Origin of the sequence: Nocardioides panaciterrulae (assembly GCF_013409645.1) — a bacterium.
GTDB lineage: Bacteria > Actinomycetota > Actinomycetes > Propionibacteriales > Nocardioidaceae > Nocardioides > Nocardioides panaciterrulae.
This window is the reverse complement of record NZ_JACCBG010000001.1, coordinates 2,437,507-2,457,851: the sequence shown is the minus strand read 5'-3', so window position 1 is coordinate 2,457,851 and position 20,345 is coordinate 2,437,507. Positions and strand designations below refer to the sequence as shown.

Below are 20,345 nucleotides of genomic sequence, written 5' to 3'. Positions count from 1 at the left end.
ATGCGGCTCAGTCGAAGAGCGCCCGGACGTCCTCGGCGCTCAGGTCGGCCGCCATCGCCCCGTCGCCGTCCAGGACCCGGGCGAAGAGCTCGGCCTTGCGCTGCTGCAGCGCCAGCACCTTCTCCTCGATGGTGTCGGTGGCGACCATCCGGTAGACCATGACGTGCTTGTCCTGGCCGATGCGGTGGGTGCGGTCGACCGCCTGCGCCTCGACGGCCGGGTTCCACCACGGGTCGAGCACGTAGACGTAGTCGGCCTCGGTCAGGGTGAGCCCGACGCCGCCGGCCTTGATGCTGATGAGGAACACCGACGCCTCCCCGGAGGTGAAGCGGGAGATCGCCTCGGCACGCTTGCGGGTGCGCCCGTCGAGGTAGGCGAGGCTGAGCCCGTCGTGCTCGAGCCGGTCGCGCACCCGGGACAGGAAGCTGGTGAACTGGCTGAAGACCAGCGCCTGGTGACCCTCGGCGACCACCTCGGCGAGCTGCTCGGCCAGCAGGTCGATCTTCGCGGAGCCGACCCGATCGTGCGCGGGGTCGACCAGCGCCGGATCGAGGCTGAGCTGGCGCAGCTTGGTGAGCGCCCGGAAGATCGCGATGCGGTTGCGGGCGAAGTCGTCGACCAGGCCCAGCACGGTCTGGCGCTCGCGCTGCAGGTGGGTGTCGTAGATCCTGCGGTGCCGGGCGCTGAGCTCGACGTCCAGCACGAGCTCCTGCTTCGGCGGCAGGTCGTCGGCCACCCGCTCCTTGGTGCGGCGCAGCAGGAACGGCCGGATCCGGCGCCGGAACCGCGCGAGGGCCTCCTCGTCGGCCTGCTGCTCCACCGGTTTCGCCACGCGCTCCCGGAAGCGGGTCGGCGAGGCGTAGAGCCCGGGGGCGACGATCGAGAGCAGCGACCACAGCTCCATCAGCCGGTTCTCGAACGGCGTGCCGGTCAGCGCGAGCCGGAACGGCACCGGCAGCCGCCGGATGGCGTGGTAGGTCTTGCCCTGGTGGTTCTTGACGTGCTGCGCCTCGTCGAGGACCAGCCCGCCCCAGGCCAGCCCGGCGTACTGCTCGGCCTCGAGCCGATAGAGCGTGTAGGTCGTCACGACGATGTCGGCGCCGTCGTGGAGCTCCTCCAGGGTGGCCTCGCGGCGCGCTGCGGACGCGCCGACGGCTCGTACGACGAGGCCGCTCGTGTGCGTGGCCGCCTGCCCGACCCAGGCCGTGACGACGCTGGTCGGCGCGACGACCAGGAAGGGTGCGGCGCCCTTCTCCCGGGCGTGCGTGATCAGGGCCAGCGCCTGGAGGGTCTTGCCCAGCCCCATGTCGTCGGCGAGGACGCCGCCCAGGCCGGCCTCCCAGAGGAAGGCCAGCCAGTTGAGCCCGCTCTGCTGGTAGGGGCGAAGCGTGGGCACGAGGCCGCCGGGGTGGACGTCGGGCAGCTCCTCGAAGTCGGCGAGCGCCCGAGCCGCCCGTAGCCACTCCTCGGCCTGGGCGTCGACGATCCCGAGCGCCTCGAGGTCGGCCCACAGCGCCAGGTCGGTGCGCCCGACCCGTACGCCCTGGTCGGGCTGGTCGGTCAGCTCGGCGGCGGCGGCGACCAACTGGGCCAGCTGGGTGAAGGCCTCGTGGCTGGTCGGCACGTGGCGCCCGGAGGCGGTGAAGATCAGGTCGTCGCCGCGGGTCAGCGCCGCGAGCGCCTCGGACAGCGGGACCGCCTCGTCCTCCACGGTGAGGGAGACCGTGAGGTCGAGCCAGTCGGTGCTGGCCGCGTCGGCGAGCTCGAAGCTGATCTCGGGGGCGGTGGTGGCCGGCCGGTAGTCCCGTTGCCGTCCGGTCTCGCGCAGCGTGAGGTCGCCTGCCTGCGCCGCGGCCCGCAGGCCCGGCAGGACGTCCTCGACGAAGGACACCAGGTCGATCCCGGTCCAGGTCCGGTGCGGGTGGAGCGTCCCGGCCTCGTCCCGCAGCCCGGGCTCCGTGAGCGCCAGCCCGGCCAGCACGGCCTGCTCGCTCGCCGGCTCCCGCACCCGGGCCAGCCCGTCGGTCGAACCTAGCCCGAACTGCTCGGCGCCGTAGCGCCACGACCACCCGGTCTCCACCCGGTGGGTCTCGCCCCAGGTGATCAGCAGCTCCAGCCGCGGGGGTTCCACCTCGGGCACCGTCACGCTGCCGTCGCGGGAGCCGACGACCAGCTGCCGCCGCAGCCGCGGGAGGTAGGCCTCCTCGAACCGCTGGCGCTGGCTCGCGGGCACCACGACGGGGGAGTCGAGCAGCCGGTGGGTGGTCGCCGCCACCGGACGGTCCAGCGGCGCGAGCCGCACGCTGAAGTGGGGGGAGCGGCGCTTGCCCGGCGGCGGCACCGCGCGCAGCAGCGCGGCACCGTGCGCGGGTCGGCCCATGAGCGCCAGCGCATGGTCCGCGGAGGGCCACCAGGCCCCGTCGTGGCGCACGCCCGCCCGCAGGCGTACGCCGTCGGCCGCCTCCGCGGCGAGGTCGACCTCGACGGTCACCGGGTCGATCACCTCGATCGAGGTCAGTCCGTTGCCGGCCACGAGCGGGATGCCCGCCTCCTCGGCCTCGCGCAGCAGCGGCCACAGCAGGGGGCCGAGTGCGAGCAGGTTGGGGTTCTGGTTCGTGTACAGCTGCGAGAACGCCTGCGCCATCTCGACCAGCACGGCGACCTGGGCCGGGTCGTGGTCGTGGTCGTGGCGGTAGTGGAGGTGGTGCTGCACGTCGTACCAGGACACGCCGTTCTTGATCCACTTCTCCCGGGTGCCGCCGCGCACCGGCCGCAGCGCGAGGGTCCGGGTCGTCGCGTCCGCCCACCCCGTCGTGACCTGGGCGTGCTCGACCAGCAGCCCGAGCGGGACGTGGTCCGCGCCGGGGGCGCGCAGCTCCTCCAGACCCGTCAGCACCTGGTCGAGGTGGTCCTCCCAGGCCGGCCTCGCGGGGCCCGACGGCTCCGCGAGGCTGAGCAGCAGGGCTGCGGCGTGCTTGCAGTCGAAGCCCACGGGACAGCTGCACTCGGAGTCGATCAGCCACCCTCGTCCCGTGCTGTGCACGGCGACGTCGACGGAGTACGGCGTGGGCGCGGTCCCGGCGACCGTGCCCGTCACCCAGGTGTCCCCGGCTCGGGATTGGACCTTGCTGGCAAGCACTGCGCCGGAGGCCGCGATGGGCACCGCCCGGCGCAGGGTCGGGAGGCCGAAGACCTGGCTGAGCGCGCTGCGGGGGAGGTCCAGGGAGCGCACGCCGCACACGATAGTGGGGCGCGCCGACCACCGGAGTGCCGCCGGGCCGCCGGCGGGGGGCCGCCGGCGTGGGGTCGCCTGCCGCACCGGTCTGGCCCGTTCGGGCCACACGCGGCCGCCGCCGAAGATGGCCGGTGCGGGCGACGCGCGGGCGCCTGCGGCGGCGGCATCGTGGTCGGCACGCGCTCACCCGGAGCGCTCCGATCGAAGGGAACCATCATGCCGCTCATCCAGGTCAAGGTCATCGAGAACGTCTTCACCGGCGAGCAGAAGCAGGAGATCGTGCGCCGGCTAACCGACGCCATGGTCGGGATCGAGGGCGAGAGCATGCGCCCGGTGACGTGGTGCGTGGTCGAGGAGGTGCACAGCGGCGACTGGGGCATCGCCGGGAACCCGCTGACGACCGCGGACGTCAAGGCGCTGGCGGCGGGCGTCAGCGCCTGATCGCCGCCCGGTCCCGCCCGCCCCGCCCAGTCCCGCCCGGTCCGCGAACGGACCGGACGGCTGGTGGCTTACCAGCAGGCCCCGCCGGCGCGACAATGAGGACGATGTCATCGCTGGAGACCGCTCAGGAGGCGCTGGCCGCCGGCTCGTGGAGCCGCGCGGACAGCGCCTTCCGGGCGGCCATCGAGGAGGACGCCGACCCCCGGGCCTACGAGGGCCTCGCCCAGGCCGGCTGGTGGCTCGACGACGCCCCGACATGCCTGGGGGCACGGGAGAGCGCCTATCGCCGGTATCGCGAGCTCGGGGACCCGGTCGGCGCGGGCCGGGTGGCCACCGCGCTGGCCTGGGACTGCCTGCTGTTCGGCCTCGGGGAGTCGGTGGCGCTGGGCTGGCTCGGCCGCGCCCGGGACCTGCTCGAGGGGGTCGAGGAGCGGCCCGAGCACGGCTGGTGCTGGGTCCGCGAGGCCGAGCTCGCGCTCTCGGTGCGCAAGGACCCCGCTCGCGCCCTGGAGTGCGCGGTCCGGGCGACCGGGGTGGGCCGGCACACCGGCGACGACGACCTCACGGTCGTGGGGCTCGCGCTGCAGGGACTGGCGCTTACGCGCCGGGGTGAGGTCGAGGCGGGGATGTCCCGTCTCGACTCCGCCGCGGCGGCGGTCACCGCCGGCGACGTCGCCGACCTGATGTGGATGGGCAAGGTGCTGTGCTGGCTGATCGCCGCCTGCCACGAGGCCCAGGACGTCACGCGGGCGGGGGAGTGGTGCCGCCGGGTCGAGGCCATCTGCCGGGACCGCGACCTGGTCCCCCTGCTGCACGTGTGCCGGATCACCTACGCCTCGGTGCAGGTGGCCGGCGGGACCTGGGTCGAGGCCGAGAGGGAGCTCACCCGGACGGTGAGCAGTCTCGGCGCCTCGTCCCGGGCGTCCCGCGTGGAGGCCGTCGTCCAGCTCGGTGAGCTGCGCCGACGCCAGGGCCGCCTCGCGGAGGCCGAGGCCTTGTTCGCGCAGGCGGAGTTCCACCCGGTGGCGGTGGTCGGCCGGGCCCTGGTCAAGTTCGCGACCGGGGACGCCGCCGGGGCCTGGTCGAGTCTGCAGCGGCTGCTCCGGGCCCTGCCGCCCGAGAACCGCCTCGCCCGGGCCGACGTCCTGCTCCCCGCGGTCCGGGTCGCCCACGCGCTCGGCGAGGGGGAGGCGGCGCGCGTCGCGGCCGACGAGCTCCGGCAGACGGCCGCGGCGGTGCGGACCGACGCCCTGGTGGCGATGTCCGCGACCGCGGACGCGGTGCTGGCCGGCCCCGAGGAGGCGCCGGTGCTGCTCCACGAGGCGGTGCGCCGCTATCACCGGGCCGGACTGCGGCACGACGAGGCCGCGGCCCGGCTGGCGCTCGCCGCGTCGCTCCACGCGACCGGGGACGAGGCCGGCGCTCAGGAGCAGCTCGACACGGCCACCGCCTGTCTGGCCGAGCTCGCGGACGAGGTCGGACTGGCCGAGGCCCGACGGATCGCGGGCTCACTGCACCCACGCTCGGCCCACCCGCTCACCCCGCGCGAGGTGGAGGTGCTCGGGCTGGTCGCCCGCGGCCTGAGCAACGACGAGATCGCCACGGCCCTCACCCTCAGCAGCCACACCGTGCACCGCCACGTGGCCAACATCTTGACGAAGCTCGACCAGCCCACCCGGACCGGCGCGGTCTCGCACGCGTTGGGTGCCGGACTCCTCTGAGCGGCCGCCTCGGCCCTGGCCACGAGCGCTATTGCTGGGAGCTTGTTCATTCGTTGCTACTGGCGGCTGACGAGGCGCTCCCGCCCCTGTAACTGCGAGTTCCCTCGCCGTGCCTACGTTCGTCGCGCGCCCTGCGGCCAAGTTGCGGTGGTGCGGCCGCCAGCGCCGTAGCGTTCGGGACATGGCTCATCGGACCGTGAAGCTCGCCGGCACGGCGGCGGGGGCGCTCGCACTCGTCGGGGCCGTGCTGGCCCTGTCGGCGGGGGGTGGTGACGAGGGGCTCGACCCGGCTGCCGCGACGGTCGCTGACCTACCGACCGTCACAGACTTCTCGATCCATTTCGAAGGTGACGGCTGTGTGTTCGACCAGGACCGCGGCGGCTTGGTGTACGACGATCTGACGGTCGGGTCGAAGGCGACCGGCGTGCTCGAGCTCTCCTTCTACGTGCAGCGTGAGAGTCTCGACGACATCCTGCCGGGCTATGTCTCGACCGTGCTCACGTTCGACGAGGGCTCCCGCAGTCACACCTTCGACCTCGTCGTTCCTGTGACTCGGGATGACTACGAAGCGGGCTACGACGACTGCCAGTGGAGCACCGGCGGGGGATGACTCCGGCCCCGCGCCACGAGAGGGCACCGACCCGTCCGCTCATCGGCTAGGCGAAACTCGCCGGCCTGACGGTGGCGTCGTGACGTCCGTGGGCAACGCGCCCGGGTGTCAGCCGATCTGCTCGAACAGGGACACGATGATCCCTTCGGGCCCGCGCACGTAGGCCATCCGCACGCTGTTCTCGTACTCTCCGATGCCGCCGACGAGCCCGTACCCGTCCGCGGCCACCGCAGCGAGGGCCGCCTGGAGGTCGCCGACCTCGAAGGACACGTTGCGCAGGCCGAGCTCGTTGGCCATCGCCGTCGGTGATCCCGGCACGTGCTCGGGCGTGACGAAGCTGGAGAGCTCGAGTCGGGACCCTCCGTCGGGTGGCCGCAGCATCGCGATCTCACAGTGCGCGCCGGGGATGCCGCAGACGGTCTCCACGAACTCGCCCTCGACGGATCCGGTCCCCTCGACCTCGAGACCGAGGCGGACGAAGAACGCCGTCACCGAGTCGAGGTCAGCGACGGTGATGCCGATGTGGTCGAAACGTCGTACGTGTGCCACGGAATCCATCCTCCGGTTGTTGCCTTGCCGATTCGATGGAGCGCTGGACCGCATCAGCCGCGCGCGCTCGGGGCCACCTCGCGCACCATGACGCAGTTGCCCAATCCCTAGGGGCGGTCGTAGGTGAAGCCCTCGCGCTCGTACATCGCGCGGGTGCCGTTGTAGAGGAACGACGAGTTCTTCTTCCGGATCCCGCCGGTGTCGTGCGGATAGCCTTCGACGAGGCCGCCGCCGGCCTGGGCGATCAGTTCCACGGCTCCGCGGAGGGCGATCGCCGCTAGACCGTGACCGCGAAGGCCGCGCTCGACCAGGATGCAGGTGACCCGGTAGTCGGGCAGTCGCTCGGCAGTGGCGACGTACTCCTTGCGGTGCTGGATGCTGGGCAGCTCCTCGGGGATCCGTACTCGGCCCAGGCGACGGCCCGGTCCCCGTCGTAGACCAGCGCCGCGTGCGCGAGGCCCGTCGGCCACCAGACGTTGCTTGAGCGACCGGTTCCCCTCGGCGCTCTGGCCCTTCTCCGCACAGTCGGGATGGAACTTCGTGCACCAGCAACTGGCGAACATGCCCTTGTTCCGCTCAACGAGCGCTGCGAAGTCGTCGAACGTCTCCGGCGTGAGCGCCTTGATCGTGAACTCGGACATGCCGGCAACGTACCCCTGATTGCGGACGTTCAGCGTCCGTAACGCAGCCGCCGGGGCGGCGTACGCGCCGTCGCCGTCGAGGAGCGCGGCCGGCGTGCGGGTCCCGTTCCCTGGGCCGAGTAGACGTCCTCGGCGGCGAACAGACGCAACTTCAAGAACGCCCGCACCGCGGCTAGATCCGGACGTTCTTGTCACTTGTGGGGTAGTTTGCGGCGGGCGGGGGCCGGCTCGACAACGCGTATCTACGGTGCATGGTTGTGACCACTCTCGGAGGTTGTGATGGACTCTGAACGGCTGGATGTCGCCCGACCGGTGAGCATGTCACTGTGTGAAGCCGCGCTTTCCGAGAGCAGCGAACGCTACGCCTCCTTTTTCATGCACCACCCGCACGCGACGTACTCAGTGGATCGGGACGGCTACTACACGGACGCGAACCCCATATCGCTGGCGATGACCGGGTTGAGCCTGGAACAGATGAGGGAGATCCACTTCTCGGAAGTCGTGCACCCCGACGACCTGCACATCATCCAGAACTGTTTCGAGCGCGCCCTGGCGGGCGACCCCCAGTTGGTTGAAGCCCGGGTGTTGCGTACCGACGGACAGATCGTCGAGATTCGATGCACCATGATTCCGGTGGTCATTGACGAAGAGGTCGTGGGCGTACACGGGGTCTCCGAGGACATCACCGAACCCAAGCAGGTGCTCCGTCAGCTAGCGGAGGCCAACGCCGCCAAGAGCCTGTTCCTGGCCAACGTCAGCCACGAGGTCCGGACACCTCTGGCCTCGGTCATCGGCGCGACCGAAATGTTGATGGACGGCCAGCTTGCACCCGAGCAGCGCCATTTCGTGAACATCGTGCACCGCAACGGCCAACGGTTGCAGCGCTTGTTGGACGACATCTTGGACTTCTCCCGCCTCGAAGCCCGCCAGGTGTTGTTGCGCCCCCGGCCGTTCGGTGTCTCCACCGTTCTTGAAGGCATCGCAGATTGGGCGGTCCCCTTGGCGGAGGGTCGCAACCTGACAATCTCCTTCGTCGTCGACAGGTCAGTCCCGAGTTCGGTCGTTGGAGACGGTCTGCGGGTCGCTCAGGTGGTGACCAACCTGGTGCAGAACGCGATCAAGTTCACCGAGCGTGGCGGCGTCAACGTGCGAGTCAGCGCGCGCACCGCTGCACCGAACCAAGACGAGGGCACCCAGGGGCCCGACATCTGGGTCGAGTTCGCGGTCACCGACACCGGCATCGGTATCGCAGAAGACCAGCTGCAGGCCCTGTTCGAGCCGTTCACCCAGGTTGACCCCACCGCCACCCGGGGCTATGACGGTGTCGGCCTCGGTCTGGCAATCTGTCGTGACCTGGTCGATCTGATGGGCGGGCAGCTCCAGACCGTCTCCACGCTCGGGGAGGGAAGCACGTTCACCTTCGGCGTTCCACTGCGGCCCGTCAGCGAAGGCGACGTCGACCAGGACCAGTAGCCGTCGGTGGCGGTGCGGGACCTCGCCGAGCAGGCTGCCGCGACCGAGCGGTGTCTGCTGGCGCTCGCCGACCGACTCAGGGCCGACAGCGGCTTCGTCACCCTCGACGTGGTCCGGGCCATGACCTCCAGCAGTCCCTGGGAGCTCGCCGTTGGGCAGCCGCCCACCTGGTGAGCGTGCCGCGATAGGGAGCAAGGACGCGCTCGCGATAGGCGTCGGCTGCCACCTGAGGGTCGAGGTCGAGCACGTCGAGCCGTGGCACCGCGACCACAGGCACCGGCCGCTGTTCGCCGGTGGCGGCCCCGAGGACGTCGCGGAGGTTGGAGGCCGGGTCGGTGCTGACCAGGAGGACGCGGTGCCCGGTGTCGGCGAGGTGAACGGCGACCGCCGCGGCGATCGTGGTCTTGCCGACGCCGCCCTTGCCGGTGAAGAACAGGTAGGGGGTGTCCCAGTCGTCCCAGTTCAGCGAGGGGAGCGACGTGGTTGGCTCCATGAGCAGACCTGGCTCAGCGCGGTGGTTGGGCAGGAGCCGGCCCGCGGTCGAAGTCACGGCCGAGCTGGTGGGCGTGGGCGAGGTACGCGGCGATGCGCTCCGGCGTTCCCGAGGTCGCCGCGTAGAAGTACACGTGCTCGACGTCGGGGATGCCGGGGTAGCGGAACCCCCACTCGTCGACGACCTTACTGATGGCGGAGCGGAGGCCGTCGTCGTAGGCGGCCTGGTCGAAGATCGTCGAGGTCATGAGAAGCGCACGCTGATGGTGTAGGAGCGGCACGCGGCCGTTGACGTCGCCGTGCCAGCCTTCTGGGGTGAGGCCGAACGCGAAGTCGTAGCACCAGACCCGGTCGATCCAGCCCTTGAGGATGGCGGGGAAGCTGCAGAAGTAGATGGGCGCGATGAAGGCCAGTCCGTCGGCCCATCGGATCTTCTCGTGCATGGCCAGCACGTCCTTGGGCATGCGGGACCGCAGCATCCCGGCGACCTCGGAGTGTGACTTCCCACGGATCGCCCGACGGATCAGCCACCGCTGCAGCGGGTTGCGGGTCGAGCGCAGCACGTTGCCCCGGATGTCGTGGAGCTCGGCGATGTCCTCGGGCATGGTGTCGTTGATCCAGCTCGGCTGGTCGCGTTGGCGCAGCACCGGATCGAAGTCGATGCCGTACAGGTCGACCACCTGGCTGGTGTGGCCGGCGTCCTGCAGCCCGGCGGTGAACCGCTCGAGGACGCTGTGGCAGAACGAGTGCGGGTCCGGGTGTGCGTACACGGTCAGGACCTTCATGACGACCTCCGCGGCTCGGGCCGCGGGAGGCTCGGCCCGCGACTGCCTTTCCTTGACGGTGGTCGGTGGGTACGGACGCGCGACAGGGGCCAACGGCCCCGGCTCGCGGCCATCGCCTGGCTGGCAGCTCGCGCGATGAACGACCGGGGTCAGAGCCGGTCGACGATGTCGCCGGCGGTGGCGCGAGCCGACTCGGCGACGCCGGCCAGGGTGACGGACGCGGGGCCGACCCAGTCGCCGTACCCCACCATGTAGACCCGCGGGTCGCGGGCGGAGCGGGTGCCGGAGGGTCCGCCGACTGCGACCCGTCCTTGGTGCTCGTGGAGGTGGAGCGGCGCGAGGTGGTGCAGGGCGGGGCGGAAGCCGGTGCACCAGATCACGGCGTAAGCGGGCTGGTGCGTGCCGTCGGCCCAGGCGATCCCGTCGTGGGTGTGGAGGGTGAACATGGGGTGGGCCTTGAGGACGCCGCGGTCGCGCGCCCCGCGCACGCTGGTCACCATGGCGATGTCGCCGAGTCCCGCGATGTCGGTGTCGTCGCGGCCCTCGCGCAGGGCCGTGTGATCGGCGCGCAGTCGAGCACCGGGTGGCGTGGGTTCCGCACGGCGGCCCCCGTCGGGGAAATCCGGGGGATTCCTCCGTGGGGGCCGCGCGTTCGTGCAGGTCAGGCCCGCAAGGGGGCCTGAGGATCAGATGTCGTAGTAGAGCGGTGGCCCGGGTTGTCTACGCTGTTGACCTGCGGTAACGCTTCGGCGCTACCAATGTCGGCGCACCGTGGGCGCACACGAGCCGCTCTCTGCGTGGCTGAGAGGGCTGTGAGATGGGTTCGAATCAGGTGTCTGGTCGTGCGAGATCTGCGGGCAGACCGCAGTGCGGCTGCTTGGAATGGCAGCCGGCGTCAAGCTCGACGACGGCGGGGTTCAGGTGAGAGCCGTTGTCCGTGGCTTCTGCGCCGCGCACCGCGAGGATGTCGCGCCAGCTTTCCGCGAGGAGCTCGAGGCGGCCGGGGAAGTGGCGTGGTTCGGCGACCCGGTTGATGAACTGCGCCCACGTCATGCACGTGACTGGCTGCGGTGGGTCGATGGCACCGTGATTGCGCCGCACGCGGATGGGCGTGGACTCGTTGAGTCCCTCGACGGCACGTGCCCGCACTGCAGGCGAGAGGTCCGGTGGAGCGCCGGACCCCACATTAAAGATGCCCAGGCCCGCGGCGGAACCCCATGGGAGTGTGACTGCGGTGCCGCGGGCGTCGCGTACTTGCTGCCGTAACCGAGGGGCGGGTGGGGTTCTCGGGTGCGCAGAGGCTCCGCGCAGCGCGAAGCGGCGGGTGGAGGGGCGTAACCACCCGCCCCACAGTGCGGCGCTGTGGATGAACCGATGCCGGCGGCCCTCGAGTTCGGTAGCCTGCGGCAGTGCTTGAGCCTCTATCCGTCACTCGGACGACCTACACCGTCATCGACTTCCTCGAGTGGCAGCGCCAAGGGTCGTTGGAGCTGCAGCCCTACTACCAGCGTCGAGCTGTCTGGAACCCTCGGGTAAAGAGTCTTCTGATCGACTCGCTGCTGCGAGGATTTCCACTGCCGCTGATCTTCCTGCACAGCCGGCTGGATGTAGTGACGTCGAAGACCATGCGTCATGTCGTCGACGGTCAGCAAAGGCTGCGCACCATCCTTAGCTACGTAGATATCGACTGCTTGGCTGAGAGGGATGAATGGGACGACTTCACGGTCCTCCGCTCGCATAACCGGGAGTTCGCGGGTCTCGCCTTCACGCAGCTCCCGGACGAGACGCAGCGACACATCCTGCAGACCCCGCTGTCGGTCAACGTTCTTCCAGCAGACGTTGACGATGTCACGGTCCTAACGATCTTCCAGCGCATGAATTCAACTGGCTACAAGCTGAACGACCAGGAGATTCGGAACGCGACCTACTTCGGCGAGTTTAAGGACACCGCCTATCAGCTGGCGTACGAGCAGTATCAGCGGTGGCTGAAGTGGCAGGTATTCGGCGTTCAGGAGATTGCTCAGATGCGCGAGGTCGAACTGACGTCCGACTTGATGGGCTTCCTGATGCGCGGGATCCAGGCACGTACCAAGGCGTCGTTGGACGGGCTCTACAAGTCGAACGACGAAGCCTTCCCTGAGCGACCTCGGGTCGAGGATGAATTTCGGGCCGCCTTCGACTACCTCGATGCGATCTACTCCCCGAGCGCGAGCCGTTCTGGGCTCAAGCGCTTCAGGTCGTCTGCGTGGTTCTACACGATTTTTGCCGTCGCTGCTGGCGCTGTGAGAGGACAGGTCGACGCAACGCCCGCCGCCCTCGTTGAACGACTCGAGGGGGCGGAGCTTGAACTTCGAAAGCCGCAAGACCTCGATGAGGATGTGGCGAAGGTGCTTCGGGGAGCAACGGCGGATCGACGAAGTCGTGAGATTCGGCTGGAATACCTCCTGAGCTTCTAACGATGTCGTATCTGGACGACGCGAAGAAGCGTCTAACGGACGGGATCGACGCGCTCAAGAATGTGGTACTTGACGCTCAGCGCGCCAAGATCGAAGCCGAGACGCTTGACGGAGTTGTCGAGCTGGTCGCACTTCGTGCCTTTTCCCTGCTCGAGACGTACCTCGAAGAACTCTTCTATCTCTGCATGTTGCTGCAGCACGGCGCCGCGTGCATTGCTCCGGTGCTGCCCGTTTCCTCCCGCGCCGAGGTTGAGCTCCTCATCTACTCGGATGGCAGACGTCGAGAGAGCTTCCTGACGTGGCTGCCGTACGACGCCAGCCTTGACCGGGCCGACGCATACCTCGTGCGAGGGGAGCCGTACTCCTGGCTTCGAAATCGGCCGGTTGAAGTGGCCGCCCTGAAGGAGCTCACGGTCGTTCGGAACGCGGTCGCCCATCCGAGTGCTCACGCAGCCACGTTCCTGTCGGATCTCGCGAAGGACAAGGGTTACCAGGTCACGCGCCCAGCGGATTACCTGAAGAGCTTGCGAACTGGGTCGTGGGAGGTGTTGCTGATGCTTACTCAGGTTTCTGTCATCGCGACAGCACTAGCTGAGACGTCCGAATTGGGCGCCGATGCGATCCTTCAGCCTGAGGCGTCGTTTCAGGCCGGCCAGAAGGCCCCGGCTGGCACCTTCGCGTGCACGCATTGCGGAGAAGAGAAGACGATCGAGGTTCGGGCCAAGCTTGGGACCTGCCCGAGTTGCGGCGTGACCGAGCGTTGCGCCGAGTGCGGTCACACCAAGGCTTCGTCGACGACCTGGGCTCGGCGGCTCGTCTGAGGGTGCGCGATCTGTAACACAGCACCCTCAAACTGCAAAGAGCGCTGTCGCAAACGCCATTGAGCGAAGGAAGGCTCTACGGTTGCCGAGTGACAGCTCGGTACCGCACGCGTCCGCAGGTGCACTTCGAAGCCTTCCGGACGCTCGAACAGAGACGGATCGACGCCGGGAACGCGATCTGGGCCATCTTGGCGGGTTCGAAGATCGCCTCGAACACGTTGAACCTCACCGAGGGATCCACTCGGACCCTGGCCGAGATGTTCCCAACCGTCGAGCACATTGAGCGCTTCAATCTGCGGTCCGACATCGCCCGGTCGCTGCTCGGAGATGCTGAGGCCGATCTGTGCACGATGGGGATGTCCTACGCGATCGCGCTGCACGAGGACTTCGTCAAGACGTGCTTGGGATGGCTTCTTCCCCTGGGATTGGTTACGCGCTCGCAGCTTCGGGATGCGAAGACGTTCAACGTTCACGAGAAGATCGAAGCTGCCTCCGGCGTCGCTATGGATGTAGACGCGCTGGCGCTCTTCCACCTAACCAGACTGATGCGTAACTGCCATATTCACGCGGGCGGGCTAGGTAGCAAGGAGCTGGAACGCTATACGACTGGGATGACCCCAACGCAGATTGCGGGCTGGGAGGAATTGACCAAGAGGCCGTTCCAAGTGCTGGTTGAGGGCACTCCTGTGGAAGTGGGCGTCGGCGAGCTCATCGCGACGCTTGCGATCGGAAAACGGCTCTCCTACGACGTCAACCTCGCGCTGCAGTCCGCTATCCCGCGCGACGAGTGGGCGAACATGGCGGCCAAGGAGTACTTCGCGCTGGGCGCCAAGAGCCCGAGCCACAACTCGGCGCTGCGGTCGCTTGTGGGCTACACGAGGGGGACGTACTCGGCACTCGCACTGACGGCAGATGAACTAAGTGCCGCCATCGAACGCCTGAGATAAGAAAAGTGGGATGCTCTTCCATTGAGCTACGGCACGGCCGTCAGGAATCGAACCTGAGTCTCCCAGTTCTGTGAAGCACCCCAGTTGCGAACTGGCAGGCCGTACGCCTGTGCTTCGTGACCTCAAGATACCACCCCGCTGCTGCGGCGTTGTCGACGAGCGCTGTCGGTGACAGTCGCTAGCGTGGGACTGTGAGCGACTTCCGATCGGACCCGATGCCCTCGCCCGAGGGGCGCGGGCTGGCTCGCGCGGCTTGGGATGCCTACGTCGGCGCAACCAAGAAGTACGTGAATCCCGCCATCGAGAAGACGCCATTGGGTGACGCGATCACCAGCATCTCGGCGAACAAGGTGTCGGACCTGGTTGGGTTCTGGCTGCTGTGGCATCTGTACGGCGGCTTCGAGGGTCTTGAGGCGCTTGGCATGAGCAGGTCGTCGATCTACCGGAAGGTGGCGACGTTCCGGAAGCTGTTCGGTTCGCACCCCGACGAGTACAGCTTCCCTGGCATCTCCATCGACGTCGACGCGTACCTCGGGGGGAGTGGCGCGCAGCGCGACACGCACGGCAGCTAGTCGCAAATGTTGGACTAGAGCGGCTTTTTTATCTACAGTCCCAAATGTGGGACTGGTTGACGCTGGTGAGCTCGTTGAGCTCGCGTCTGGCGTGGACTCGTTCTATCTCTCCGGGCGCGGGTCGATGTCGGAAGCGCTGCTGGAGGATCTGGACGAAGCACGGACCTCGGCGCGTGAGACCCGGACGCGGTCGCAGTTCGATGTAGGCGGTGATCGATTCTGGGTCGCCGGGGGAGCGCTCAACCGGTATCCCTACCGCCTCGAGCACGCCCACGGTTTGATCGGGCTGACAACCAGTGCGTCGTTGACGACGGTGCACGTGCAGCCCTCGGCCGCGTTCATCCACGCCGTGGGGATCGTTCAGGCGCTCCAGTGGTTCATGGACGTCGCGGAGCTCCTGCTCGGTCGCGCTTCCTGGAAGGCATCCAGCATCGATGTCTTTATGGACTCGCATGGCTGGGGGATCGACTCGGCGGACCGCGGGAACTTCGTCTGTCGTGCCAAACAGCGGGTGACCTATGAGGACGAGGACACCCTTCGCACCCTGGTGTTCGGCACGCGGAGGGCGGGCGTGATGGCCCGCATCTACGACGAGTCGGAGAAGTCGCGGAAGAAGGGCACGGACTGGTGGCCTTCCGTCTGGGGCGACGCCTACACGCCCGGTGAACGGGGTGATCCGTGTCGAGTTTCAGGTGGGCCGACCTGTGCTGCGGCAGTCGCGGATCGACTCGCCGGCAGATGCTCTCGAGCGATTGCCTGAACTCTGGGGCTACCTCACGGACCGTTGGCTGTCACTTCGTCAGGAGTCGGACGACCAGACGCGCTCTCCCTGGCCGGTGGCTCCGGAGTGGCGTCAGATCCAGTCGGCGTCTCTCAGAGGGAACGCAGCGGGATTGACGAGGATCGCCGCCGGAGCGTCGAGTGGCGAGCTGCGGCGGATCATGCCGGCACTGCGGGGCTGCCTCGCCCGCGCCGGGGCGCTGCTGGACGCTGAGACTCTCGAGGAGACGCTGCATCGCGTCGGTCGGCACCTTGCGCTCGATGAGCTCGAAACTGGTCGGTCGTTTGCCGGTCTTCTCGCCGAGCGTCGGATGGCGGTGAGCGCATGAGTCCGCGGAGATCGCCGACGATGCCGGAGCGACTGTGGACGCTCGAAGAGAGACCGCTGACTTCCTAGCGATCCCGGTCTCGACCCGCTACAAGCTGAATCACAAGCGGACCGGCCCGCGGTTCTTCCGAGTCGGTCGTCGCTGTCGCTACGACCCGCGAGACGTTTTTGCTTGGTTGCAGGGACCGCACTGTCAGCCCGGCTGACTTCCGAAGGAGGAGCGCATGGCGTCGATTGCCGATCGATGGCACACCACAGAACGCGGATCGGGACGGCGGGTGCGCTCGTCTCTGTATGGCAGCGGCAAGCGCTGGCAGGTTCGCTACCGCGATCCCGACGGCCAATCACGGAACCGCTCGTTCGATCCGGAGGTCGACGCCGTGCGATTTCTTGCCGATCTTCAGCACAGACTGAACCGCGGGTCGTATGTGGACGAGCGCGCGGGCCGCGTCTCGTTCGCTGACTTCGCAGGCGAGTGGCTCGACCGCCAAGTCATGCAGCCGACGAGCCGCACTGCTCTCGAGACCCGGTTGCGGGTTCACATACTCCCGGAGTGGGGAACGTGGCCTCTGGTGCGGATCACCTCTGCGGCGGTTCAGCGCTGGCTGCGGGCAGTGTCGGTCGACTTGTCCGCCGGCTACGTGCGGCTGTTGCTGGGGTCAAGTCCCGTGGCGTGGTGTACGAAGTTGATCCTTCGTTCGGGCGTGTCGGTCAGGCGGTGAGTGCCTCCTTGTCGGTGGTGTTGTCGGTGGTGGCTTCGCCGGTCACCAGAGTCATGCGGGAGCGGGCCAGGACGTCGAGGCCGAGGTAGCGCCGACCCTCGGCCCATTCGTCGTGCTGCTCGGCCAGGACCGCGCCGACCAGGCGGATGATCGCGTCGCGGTTGGGGAAGATGCCGACGACGTCGGTGCGGCGGCGGATCTCGCGGTTGAGCCGCTCGTTGGGGTTGTTGGACCAGATCTGGCGCCACACCTCCCGGGGGAACGCGGTGAAGGCGAGGATGTCGGCGCGGGCGCCGTCGAGGTGGTCATGAACCTTCGGCAGTGTCTGGGCGACGGTGTCGAGGAGCTTGTCGAACTGGGCATGGACGGCTTCGGCGTCGGGCTGGTCGTAGACGCTGTGCAGCATCGCCTTCACACCCGGCCAGGCCGACTTCGGGCAGGCGGCCATCAGGTTGGCCGCGTAGTGGGTGCGGCAGCGCTGCCACGACGCGCCGGGCAGGGCTGCGGCGATCGCCTCGACGAGGCCGGCGTGGGCATCGCTGGTGACCAGCGCGACCCCGGCCAGCCCCCGGGCGACCAGGTCGCGGAAGAAGGTCAGCCAGCCGGCGTGGGTCTCCCCGGTGGCCACCTGGATCCCGAGGACCTCGCGATGTCCGTCGGCGTTGACGCCGGTGGCGACCATGACCGACACATTGAGCACCCGGCCGCCCTCGCGGACCTTCATGGTCAGCGCGTCGGTGGCCACGAACGTGTACGGACCGGCGTCTAGTGGCCGGCTGCGGAAGTCGGCGACGTGGGCATCGAGATCGCGGGCCATCACGCTGACCTGGGACTTGGACAGGCCCGTGATGCCCAGGGACTGCACCAGCTTGTCCATCCGCCGCGTCGAGACCCCCAGCAGGTAGCAGGTCGCCACCACCGAGGTCAGCGCGGACTCCGCGCGGCGGCGTCGCTCGAGCAGCCACTCGGGAAAGTAGGTCCCCGAACGCAGCTTGGGGATCGCCACGTCCACGGTGCCCATCCGAGTGTCCAGGTCGCGGTGCCGGTACCCGTTGCGGGAGTTGACCCGCTCGGTCGACCGGCTGTTGTAGGCCGCCCCGCACACCGCGTCGGCCTCGGCGCCGAGCAGCGCGTTGACGAAGGTGGACAACAGCTCGCGCATCAGGTCCGGGGAGGCCTGCGCGAGCTGCTCGTGCAAGAACTCACCCGGGTCCAACGTCGTGGTCAGAGCAGGGTCGATACTGGGTCCAGCGGTCATCGTGGTGTCCTTCTTCGAGTCGGTTTTCGCAGATCACTCGAAGGATCCACCCGGTGGCCGCGCCTACGTCGCAGGCACGCGCTCACTCAGGTCCGTCGTACACCACTCTGCTGGACTCCACTGTTGCTGGGGAACTTTGGAGCCATCCTGAACGCTGCCGTCGAAGAGGGCTTGCTGACCCAAAACCCGGCGCGGTCAGCCAGCGTACGCGCGCCCGCTCAACCGGTCCCGAAAGGTGCGACCGTGGTCCGCGGAGCGAGTCTTCGCGGTCGTGGACGAGATGCCCGAGGCATCCAGAGCGCTGGTCGTCGTTGCTGCCGGATGTGGCTTGCGCCAGGGCGAAGCCTTCGGCGTCCGAGTCCAGGACGTTGACTTCCTGCGTCATGAGCTGCACGTGCGACAACAGATCCGGCTCGAGGGCGGACGGCCTGTGCCGGCTCTTCCGAAGTACGGCCGGGTCCGGTCGGTGCCGATGCCGGAATGGGTCGGGTTCGAGCTCGCGCAGCACCTCGAACGGATGGCGCCGCTGAGTGGCGAGCGGCTCGAGGCTCCGGCTGCTGGTGGGCTGATCTTCTACAGCCGGGAGCGCAAGCCGCTGAACCGGAACTACTTCAACCAGGCGGTCTGGCGGCTGGCCCTCCGTGCGGTCGGGATTCCGAACGAACGCGACAACGGGATGCACGCGCTCCGCCACACCTGCGCACCGCTCTGGCTCGAGCACGGGGTCAGCATGAAGCTGTGTCTGAGTACCTCGGGCACGCCGATCCGGGGTTCACCCTCAGGGTCTACACGCACGTGATGCCGAGCTCGGGCGACAAGGCGCGCAAAGCGATGGACACGGCGCTCGGAAGGGGCGGAGCCCCGACGCGCGCCGGGGTCGACGCTGGCGCACCGTGGGCGCACGAGGCGGTGACCGAGAGTGGACAATGATGGAAAACAACGAACGGCGTTTCCGCAGGTCAGATGGCCTACGGAAACGCCGTCGCTGGTCAGCGAACCGCGCTGATCAGATGTCGTAGTACAGCTCGAACTCGTGCGGGTGCGGACGCAGCTGCACGGGCAGGATCTCGTTGGTGCGCTTGTAGTCGATCCAGGTCTCGATCAGGTCGGGGGTGAACACGTTGCCCTGGGTGAGGAAGTCGTGGTCGCGCTCGAGGTTGTCGAGCACGGCGTTCAGCGACGTCGGGACCTGGTCGATGTCGGCCATCTCGTCCGGCGGCAGCTCGTAGATGTCCTTGTCGACCGGGGCGGCCGGCTCGATCTTGTTCTTGATGCCGTCCAGGCCGGCCAGCAGCAGCGCCGAGAAGGCCAGGTAGGGGTTCGCCGACGGGTCCGGGCAGCGGAACTCGATGCGCTTGGCCTTGGGGTTCGAGCCGGTGATCGGGATCCGGACGCACGCCGAGCGGTTGCGCTGGGAGTAGACCAGCGAGATCGGGGCCTCGAAGCCGGGCACCAGGCGGTGGTAGGAGTTCACCGTCGGGTTGGTGAAGGCCAGCAGCGACGGGGCGTGCTTGAGCAGGCCGCCGATGTAGTAGCGGGCGATGTCGGAGAGCCCGCCGTACCCGGTCTCGTCGTAGAACAGCGGCTCACCGCCGTTCCAGATCGACTGGTGGCAGTGCATGCCGGAGCCGTTGTCGCCGAAGATCGGCTTGGGCATGAACGTCGCGGTCTTGCCGTTGCGCCAGGCGACGTTCTTGATGATGTACTTGAACTTCATCACGTCGTCGGCGGCCTTGAGCAGCTCGTCGAAGCGGTAGTTGATCTCTGCCTGGCCGGCCGTGCCGACCTCGTGGTGGGCGCGCTCGACCTGCAGGCCGGAGCGCTCGAGCTCCACGACCATCTCGTCGCGCAGCTCGCCGAAGTGGTCGGTGGGGGCGACGGGGAAGTAGCCGCCCTTGTACTTCACCTTGTAGCCGCGGTTGTTGGACTCGAAGCTCGCGCCGGTGTTCCAGGCGCCCGCCTCGGAGTCGATCTCGTAGTAGCCGGCGTTGGCCTTGGTCTCGAAGCGCACGTTGTCGAAGACGTAGAACTCCGCCTCCGGGGCGAAGAACGCCTTGTCGCCGACCCCGGTGCTGGCCAGGTAGGCCATCGCCTTGCGGGCGATGTTGCGCGGGTCGCGGGAGTACGCCTCGCCGGTGAGCGGGTCGTGGATGAAGAAGTTCACGACCAGGGTCTTCTTCGACCGGAACGGGTCGAGGTAGGCCGTGGTCGGGTCCGGGAACAGCGACATGTCGGACTCGTGGATGGCCTGGAAGCCGCGGATCGACGACCCGTCGAAGCCGAGGCCGTCGTCGAAGACGGACTGGTCGAACGACGAGACCGGGACGGTGAAGTGCTGCATGACACCCGGCAGGTCGCAGAAACGGACGTCGACCATCTCGACGCCCTCGTCCTTGATGTATGCGAGCAGCTCGTCGCTGTTCTGGAACATTCGTCCTCCTTGGCTGCCTCGGGGAGGCAACCGGCAAAGTCGTGCGAAACGAGGGGACCGGGGCGACGCTGCCTCGGACCTGC

General features: G+C 68.4%; 20 protein-coding genes. 11 read left to right on the top strand and 9 right to left on the bottom strand.

From position 1 onward, the window contains the following. Positions 1-7: 7 nt before the first annotated feature. Positions 8-3,232, bottom strand: a complete 3,225-nt coding sequence (locus BJZ21_RS11605) for an SNF2-related protein (protein ID WP_179663892.1) — start codon at positions 3,230-3,232, stop codon at positions 8-10. Between the two features lie 219 nt (positions 3,233-3,451). Between BJZ21_RS11605 and BJZ21_RS11600 the strand changes: the two genes are divergently transcribed. The 3 genes from BJZ21_RS11600 (at position 3,452) to BJZ21_RS11590 (ending at position 6,007) form a co-directional block, all read left to right on the top strand. Then, positions 3,452-3,676, top strand: coding sequence for a tautomerase family protein (locus BJZ21_RS11600; protein WP_179663891.1), 225 nt, complete (start codon positions 3,452-3,454; stop codon positions 3,674-3,676). Positions 3,677-3,780: 104 nt separating this feature from the next. Further along, a complete protein-coding gene (locus BJZ21_RS20970) occupies positions 3,781-5,397 on the top strand; it encodes a LuxR family transcriptional regulator (protein WP_179663890.1) in 1,617 nt (538 codons plus the stop codon). A gap of 181 nt (positions 5,398-5,578) precedes the next feature. After that, positions 5,579-6,007, top strand: coding sequence for a hypothetical protein (locus BJZ21_RS11590; RefSeq protein WP_179663889.1), 429 nt, complete (start codon positions 5,579-5,581; stop codon positions 6,005-6,007). Positions 6,008-6,115: 108 nt separating this feature from the next. Here BJZ21_RS11590 and BJZ21_RS11585 read toward each other — a convergent pair whose 3' ends face one another. Beyond that, entirely contained in the window at positions 6,116-6,565 is a 450-nt protein-coding gene (locus tag BJZ21_RS11585; RefSeq protein WP_218851450.1) for a VOC family protein, read from the bottom strand. Positions 6,566-6,663: 98 nt separating this feature from the next. Next, positions 6,664-7,197, bottom strand: coding sequence for a GNAT family N-acetyltransferase (locus tag BJZ21_RS11580; RefSeq protein WP_218851449.1), 534 nt, complete (start codon positions 7,195-7,197; stop codon positions 6,664-6,666). Between the two features lie 279 nt (positions 7,198-7,476). Here BJZ21_RS11580 and BJZ21_RS11575 point away from each other — a divergent pair, with 279 nt between their 5' ends. Continuing rightward, positions 7,477-8,670, top strand: coding sequence for a sensor histidine kinase (locus BJZ21_RS11575; protein ID WP_179663887.1), 1,194 nt, complete (start codon positions 7,477-7,479; stop codon positions 8,668-8,670). A 97-nt stretch (positions 8,671-8,767) separates the two neighbouring features. Here the strand turns inward: BJZ21_RS11575 and BJZ21_RS11570 are convergent, their stop codons facing one another. The 4 genes from BJZ21_RS11570 to BJZ21_RS11555 form a co-directional block, all read right to left on the bottom strand. Next, positions 8,768-9,163, bottom strand: a complete 396-nt coding sequence (locus BJZ21_RS11570) for an ArsA-related P-loop ATPase (protein ID WP_179663886.1) — start codon at positions 9,161-9,163, stop codon at positions 8,768-8,770. 13 nt (positions 9,164-9,176) lie between these two features. After that, positions 9,177-9,947 (bottom strand): NAD(P)H-dependent oxidoreductase, encoded by a 771-nt coding sequence (locus BJZ21_RS11565; RefSeq protein WP_179663885.1) that lies wholly within the window; start codon positions 9,945-9,947, stop codon positions 9,177-9,179. Between the two features lie 149 nt (positions 9,948-10,096). Beyond that, on the bottom strand, positions 10,097-10,447 hold the full coding sequence (locus tag BJZ21_RS11560; protein WP_179663884.1) for a hypothetical protein: 351 nt from the start codon (positions 10,445-10,447) through the stop codon (positions 10,097-10,099). Positions 10,448-10,775: 328 nt separating this feature from the next. Further along, entirely contained in the window at positions 10,776-11,000 is a 225-nt protein-coding gene (locus BJZ21_RS11555; RefSeq protein ID WP_179663883.1) for a hypothetical protein, read from the bottom strand. A gap of 356 nt (positions 11,001-11,356) precedes the next feature. Here BJZ21_RS11555 and BJZ21_RS11550 point away from each other — a divergent pair, with 356 nt between their 5' ends. The 6 genes from BJZ21_RS11550 (at position 11,357) to BJZ21_RS11525 (ending at position 16,573) form a co-directional block, all read left to right on the top strand. Next, positions 11,357-12,403, top strand: coding sequence for a GmrSD restriction endonuclease domain-containing protein (locus tag BJZ21_RS11550; protein ID WP_179663882.1), 1,047 nt, complete (start codon positions 11,357-11,359; stop codon positions 12,401-12,403). Positions 12,404-12,405: 2 nt separating this feature from the next. Then, entirely contained in the window at positions 12,406-13,224 is an 819-nt protein-coding gene (locus BJZ21_RS11545) for a zinc ribbon-containing protein (RefSeq protein ID WP_179663881.1), read from the top strand. Positions 13,225-13,343: 119 nt separating this feature from the next. Continuing rightward, a complete protein-coding gene (locus BJZ21_RS11540) occupies positions 13,344-14,171 on the top strand; it encodes a hypothetical protein (protein ID WP_179663880.1) in 828 nt (275 codons plus the stop codon). Between the two features lie 191 nt (positions 14,172-14,362). Beyond that, positions 14,363-14,743, top strand: a complete 381-nt coding sequence (locus BJZ21_RS11535; RefSeq protein WP_179663879.1) for a hypothetical protein — start codon at positions 14,363-14,365, stop codon at positions 14,741-14,743. Between the two features lie 46 nt (positions 14,744-14,789). Further along, positions 14,790-15,503 carry a hypothetical protein gene (locus tag BJZ21_RS11530; RefSeq protein ID WP_179663878.1) on the top strand — a complete coding sequence of 238 codons (714 nt, stop codon included), beginning with the start codon at positions 14,790-14,792 and terminating at the stop codon, positions 15,501-15,503. Between the two features lie 572 nt (positions 15,504-16,075). Next, positions 16,076-16,573: a hypothetical protein gene (locus BJZ21_RS11525; protein ID WP_179663877.1), complete on the top strand. Its 498-nt coding sequence runs from the start codon at positions 16,076-16,078 to the stop codon at positions 16,571-16,573. Here the strand turns inward: BJZ21_RS11525 and BJZ21_RS11520 are convergent. Beyond that, positions 16,563-17,831: an IS256 family transposase gene (locus BJZ21_RS11520; protein ID WP_179663876.1), complete on the bottom strand. Its 1,269-nt coding sequence runs from the start codon at positions 17,829-17,831 to the stop codon at positions 16,563-16,565. The two genes, BJZ21_RS11525 and BJZ21_RS11520, sit on opposite strands and share 11 nt — an antisense overlap. Positions 17,832-18,111: 280 nt before the next feature. On the opposite strand from BJZ21_RS11520, the gene BJZ21_RS11515 reads away from it, so the two are divergent. Continuing rightward, positions 18,112-18,630, top strand: coding sequence for a tyrosine-type recombinase/integrase (locus BJZ21_RS11515; protein ID WP_246299268.1), 519 nt, complete (start codon positions 18,112-18,114; stop codon positions 18,628-18,630). A 207-nt stretch (positions 18,631-18,837) separates the two neighbouring features. Here the strand turns inward: BJZ21_RS11515 and glnA are convergent, their stop codons facing one another. After that, complete coding sequence (gene glnA, locus BJZ21_RS11510) at positions 18,838-20,262, bottom strand: type I glutamate--ammonia ligase (RefSeq protein WP_179663874.1); 1,425 nt, start codon at positions 20,260-20,262, stop codon at positions 18,838-18,840. Positions 20,263-20,345 lie beyond the last annotated feature (83 nt).

Coding starts and splice junctions, on each gene's coding strand:
- BJZ21_RS11600 (WP_179663891.1), top strand. CDS start 3,452: ATGCCGCTCATCCAGGTCAAGGTCATCGAGAACGTCTTCACCGGCGAG.
- BJZ21_RS20970 (WP_179663890.1), top strand. CDS start 3,781: ATGTCATCGCTGGAGACCGCTCAGGAGGCGCTGGCCGCCGGCTCGTGG.
- BJZ21_RS11590 (WP_179663889.1), top strand. CDS start 5,579: ATGGCTCATCGGACCGTGAAGCTCGCCGGCACGGCGGCGGGGGCGCTC.
- BJZ21_RS11585 (WP_218851450.1), bottom strand. CDS start 6,565: ATGGATTCCGTGGCACACGTACGACGTTTCGACCACATCGGCATCACC.
- BJZ21_RS11580 (WP_218851449.1), bottom strand. CDS start 7,197: ATGTCCGAGTTCACGATCAAGGCGCTCACGCCGGAGACGTTCGACGAC.
- BJZ21_RS11575 (WP_179663887.1), top strand. CDS start 7,477: ATGGACTCTGAACGGCTGGATGTCGCCCGACCGGTGAGCATGTCACTG.
- BJZ21_RS11570 (WP_179663886.1), bottom strand. CDS start 9,163: ATGGAGCCAACCACGTCGCTCCCCTCGCTGAACTGGGACGACTGGGAC.
- BJZ21_RS11565 (WP_179663885.1), bottom strand. CDS start 9,947: ATGAAGGTCCTGACCGTGTACGCACACCCGGACCCGCACTCGTTCTGC.
- BJZ21_RS11560 (WP_179663884.1), bottom strand. CDS start 10,447: ATGGTGACCAGCGTGCGCGGGGCGCGCGACCGCGGCGTCCTCAAGGCC.
- BJZ21_RS11555 (WP_179663883.1), bottom strand. CDS start 11,000: ATGACGTGGGCGCAGTTCATCAACCGGGTCGCCGAACCACGCCACTTC.
- BJZ21_RS11545 (WP_179663881.1), top strand. CDS start 12,406: ATGTCGTATCTGGACGACGCGAAGAAGCGTCTAACGGACGGGATCGAC.
- BJZ21_RS11525 (WP_179663877.1), top strand. CDS start 16,076: ATGGCGTCGATTGCCGATCGATGGCACACCACAGAACGCGGATCGGGA.
- BJZ21_RS11520 (WP_179663876.1), bottom strand. CDS start 17,831: ATGACCGCTGGACCCAGTATCGACCCTGCTCTGACCACGACGTTGGAC.
- BJZ21_RS11515 (WP_246299268.1), top strand. CDS start 18,112: ATGCCCGAGGCATCCAGAGCGCTGGTCGTCGTTGCTGCCGGATGTGGC.
- glnA (WP_179663874.1), bottom strand. CDS start 20,262: ATGTTCCAGAACAGCGACGAGCTGCTCGCATACATCAAGGACGAGGGC.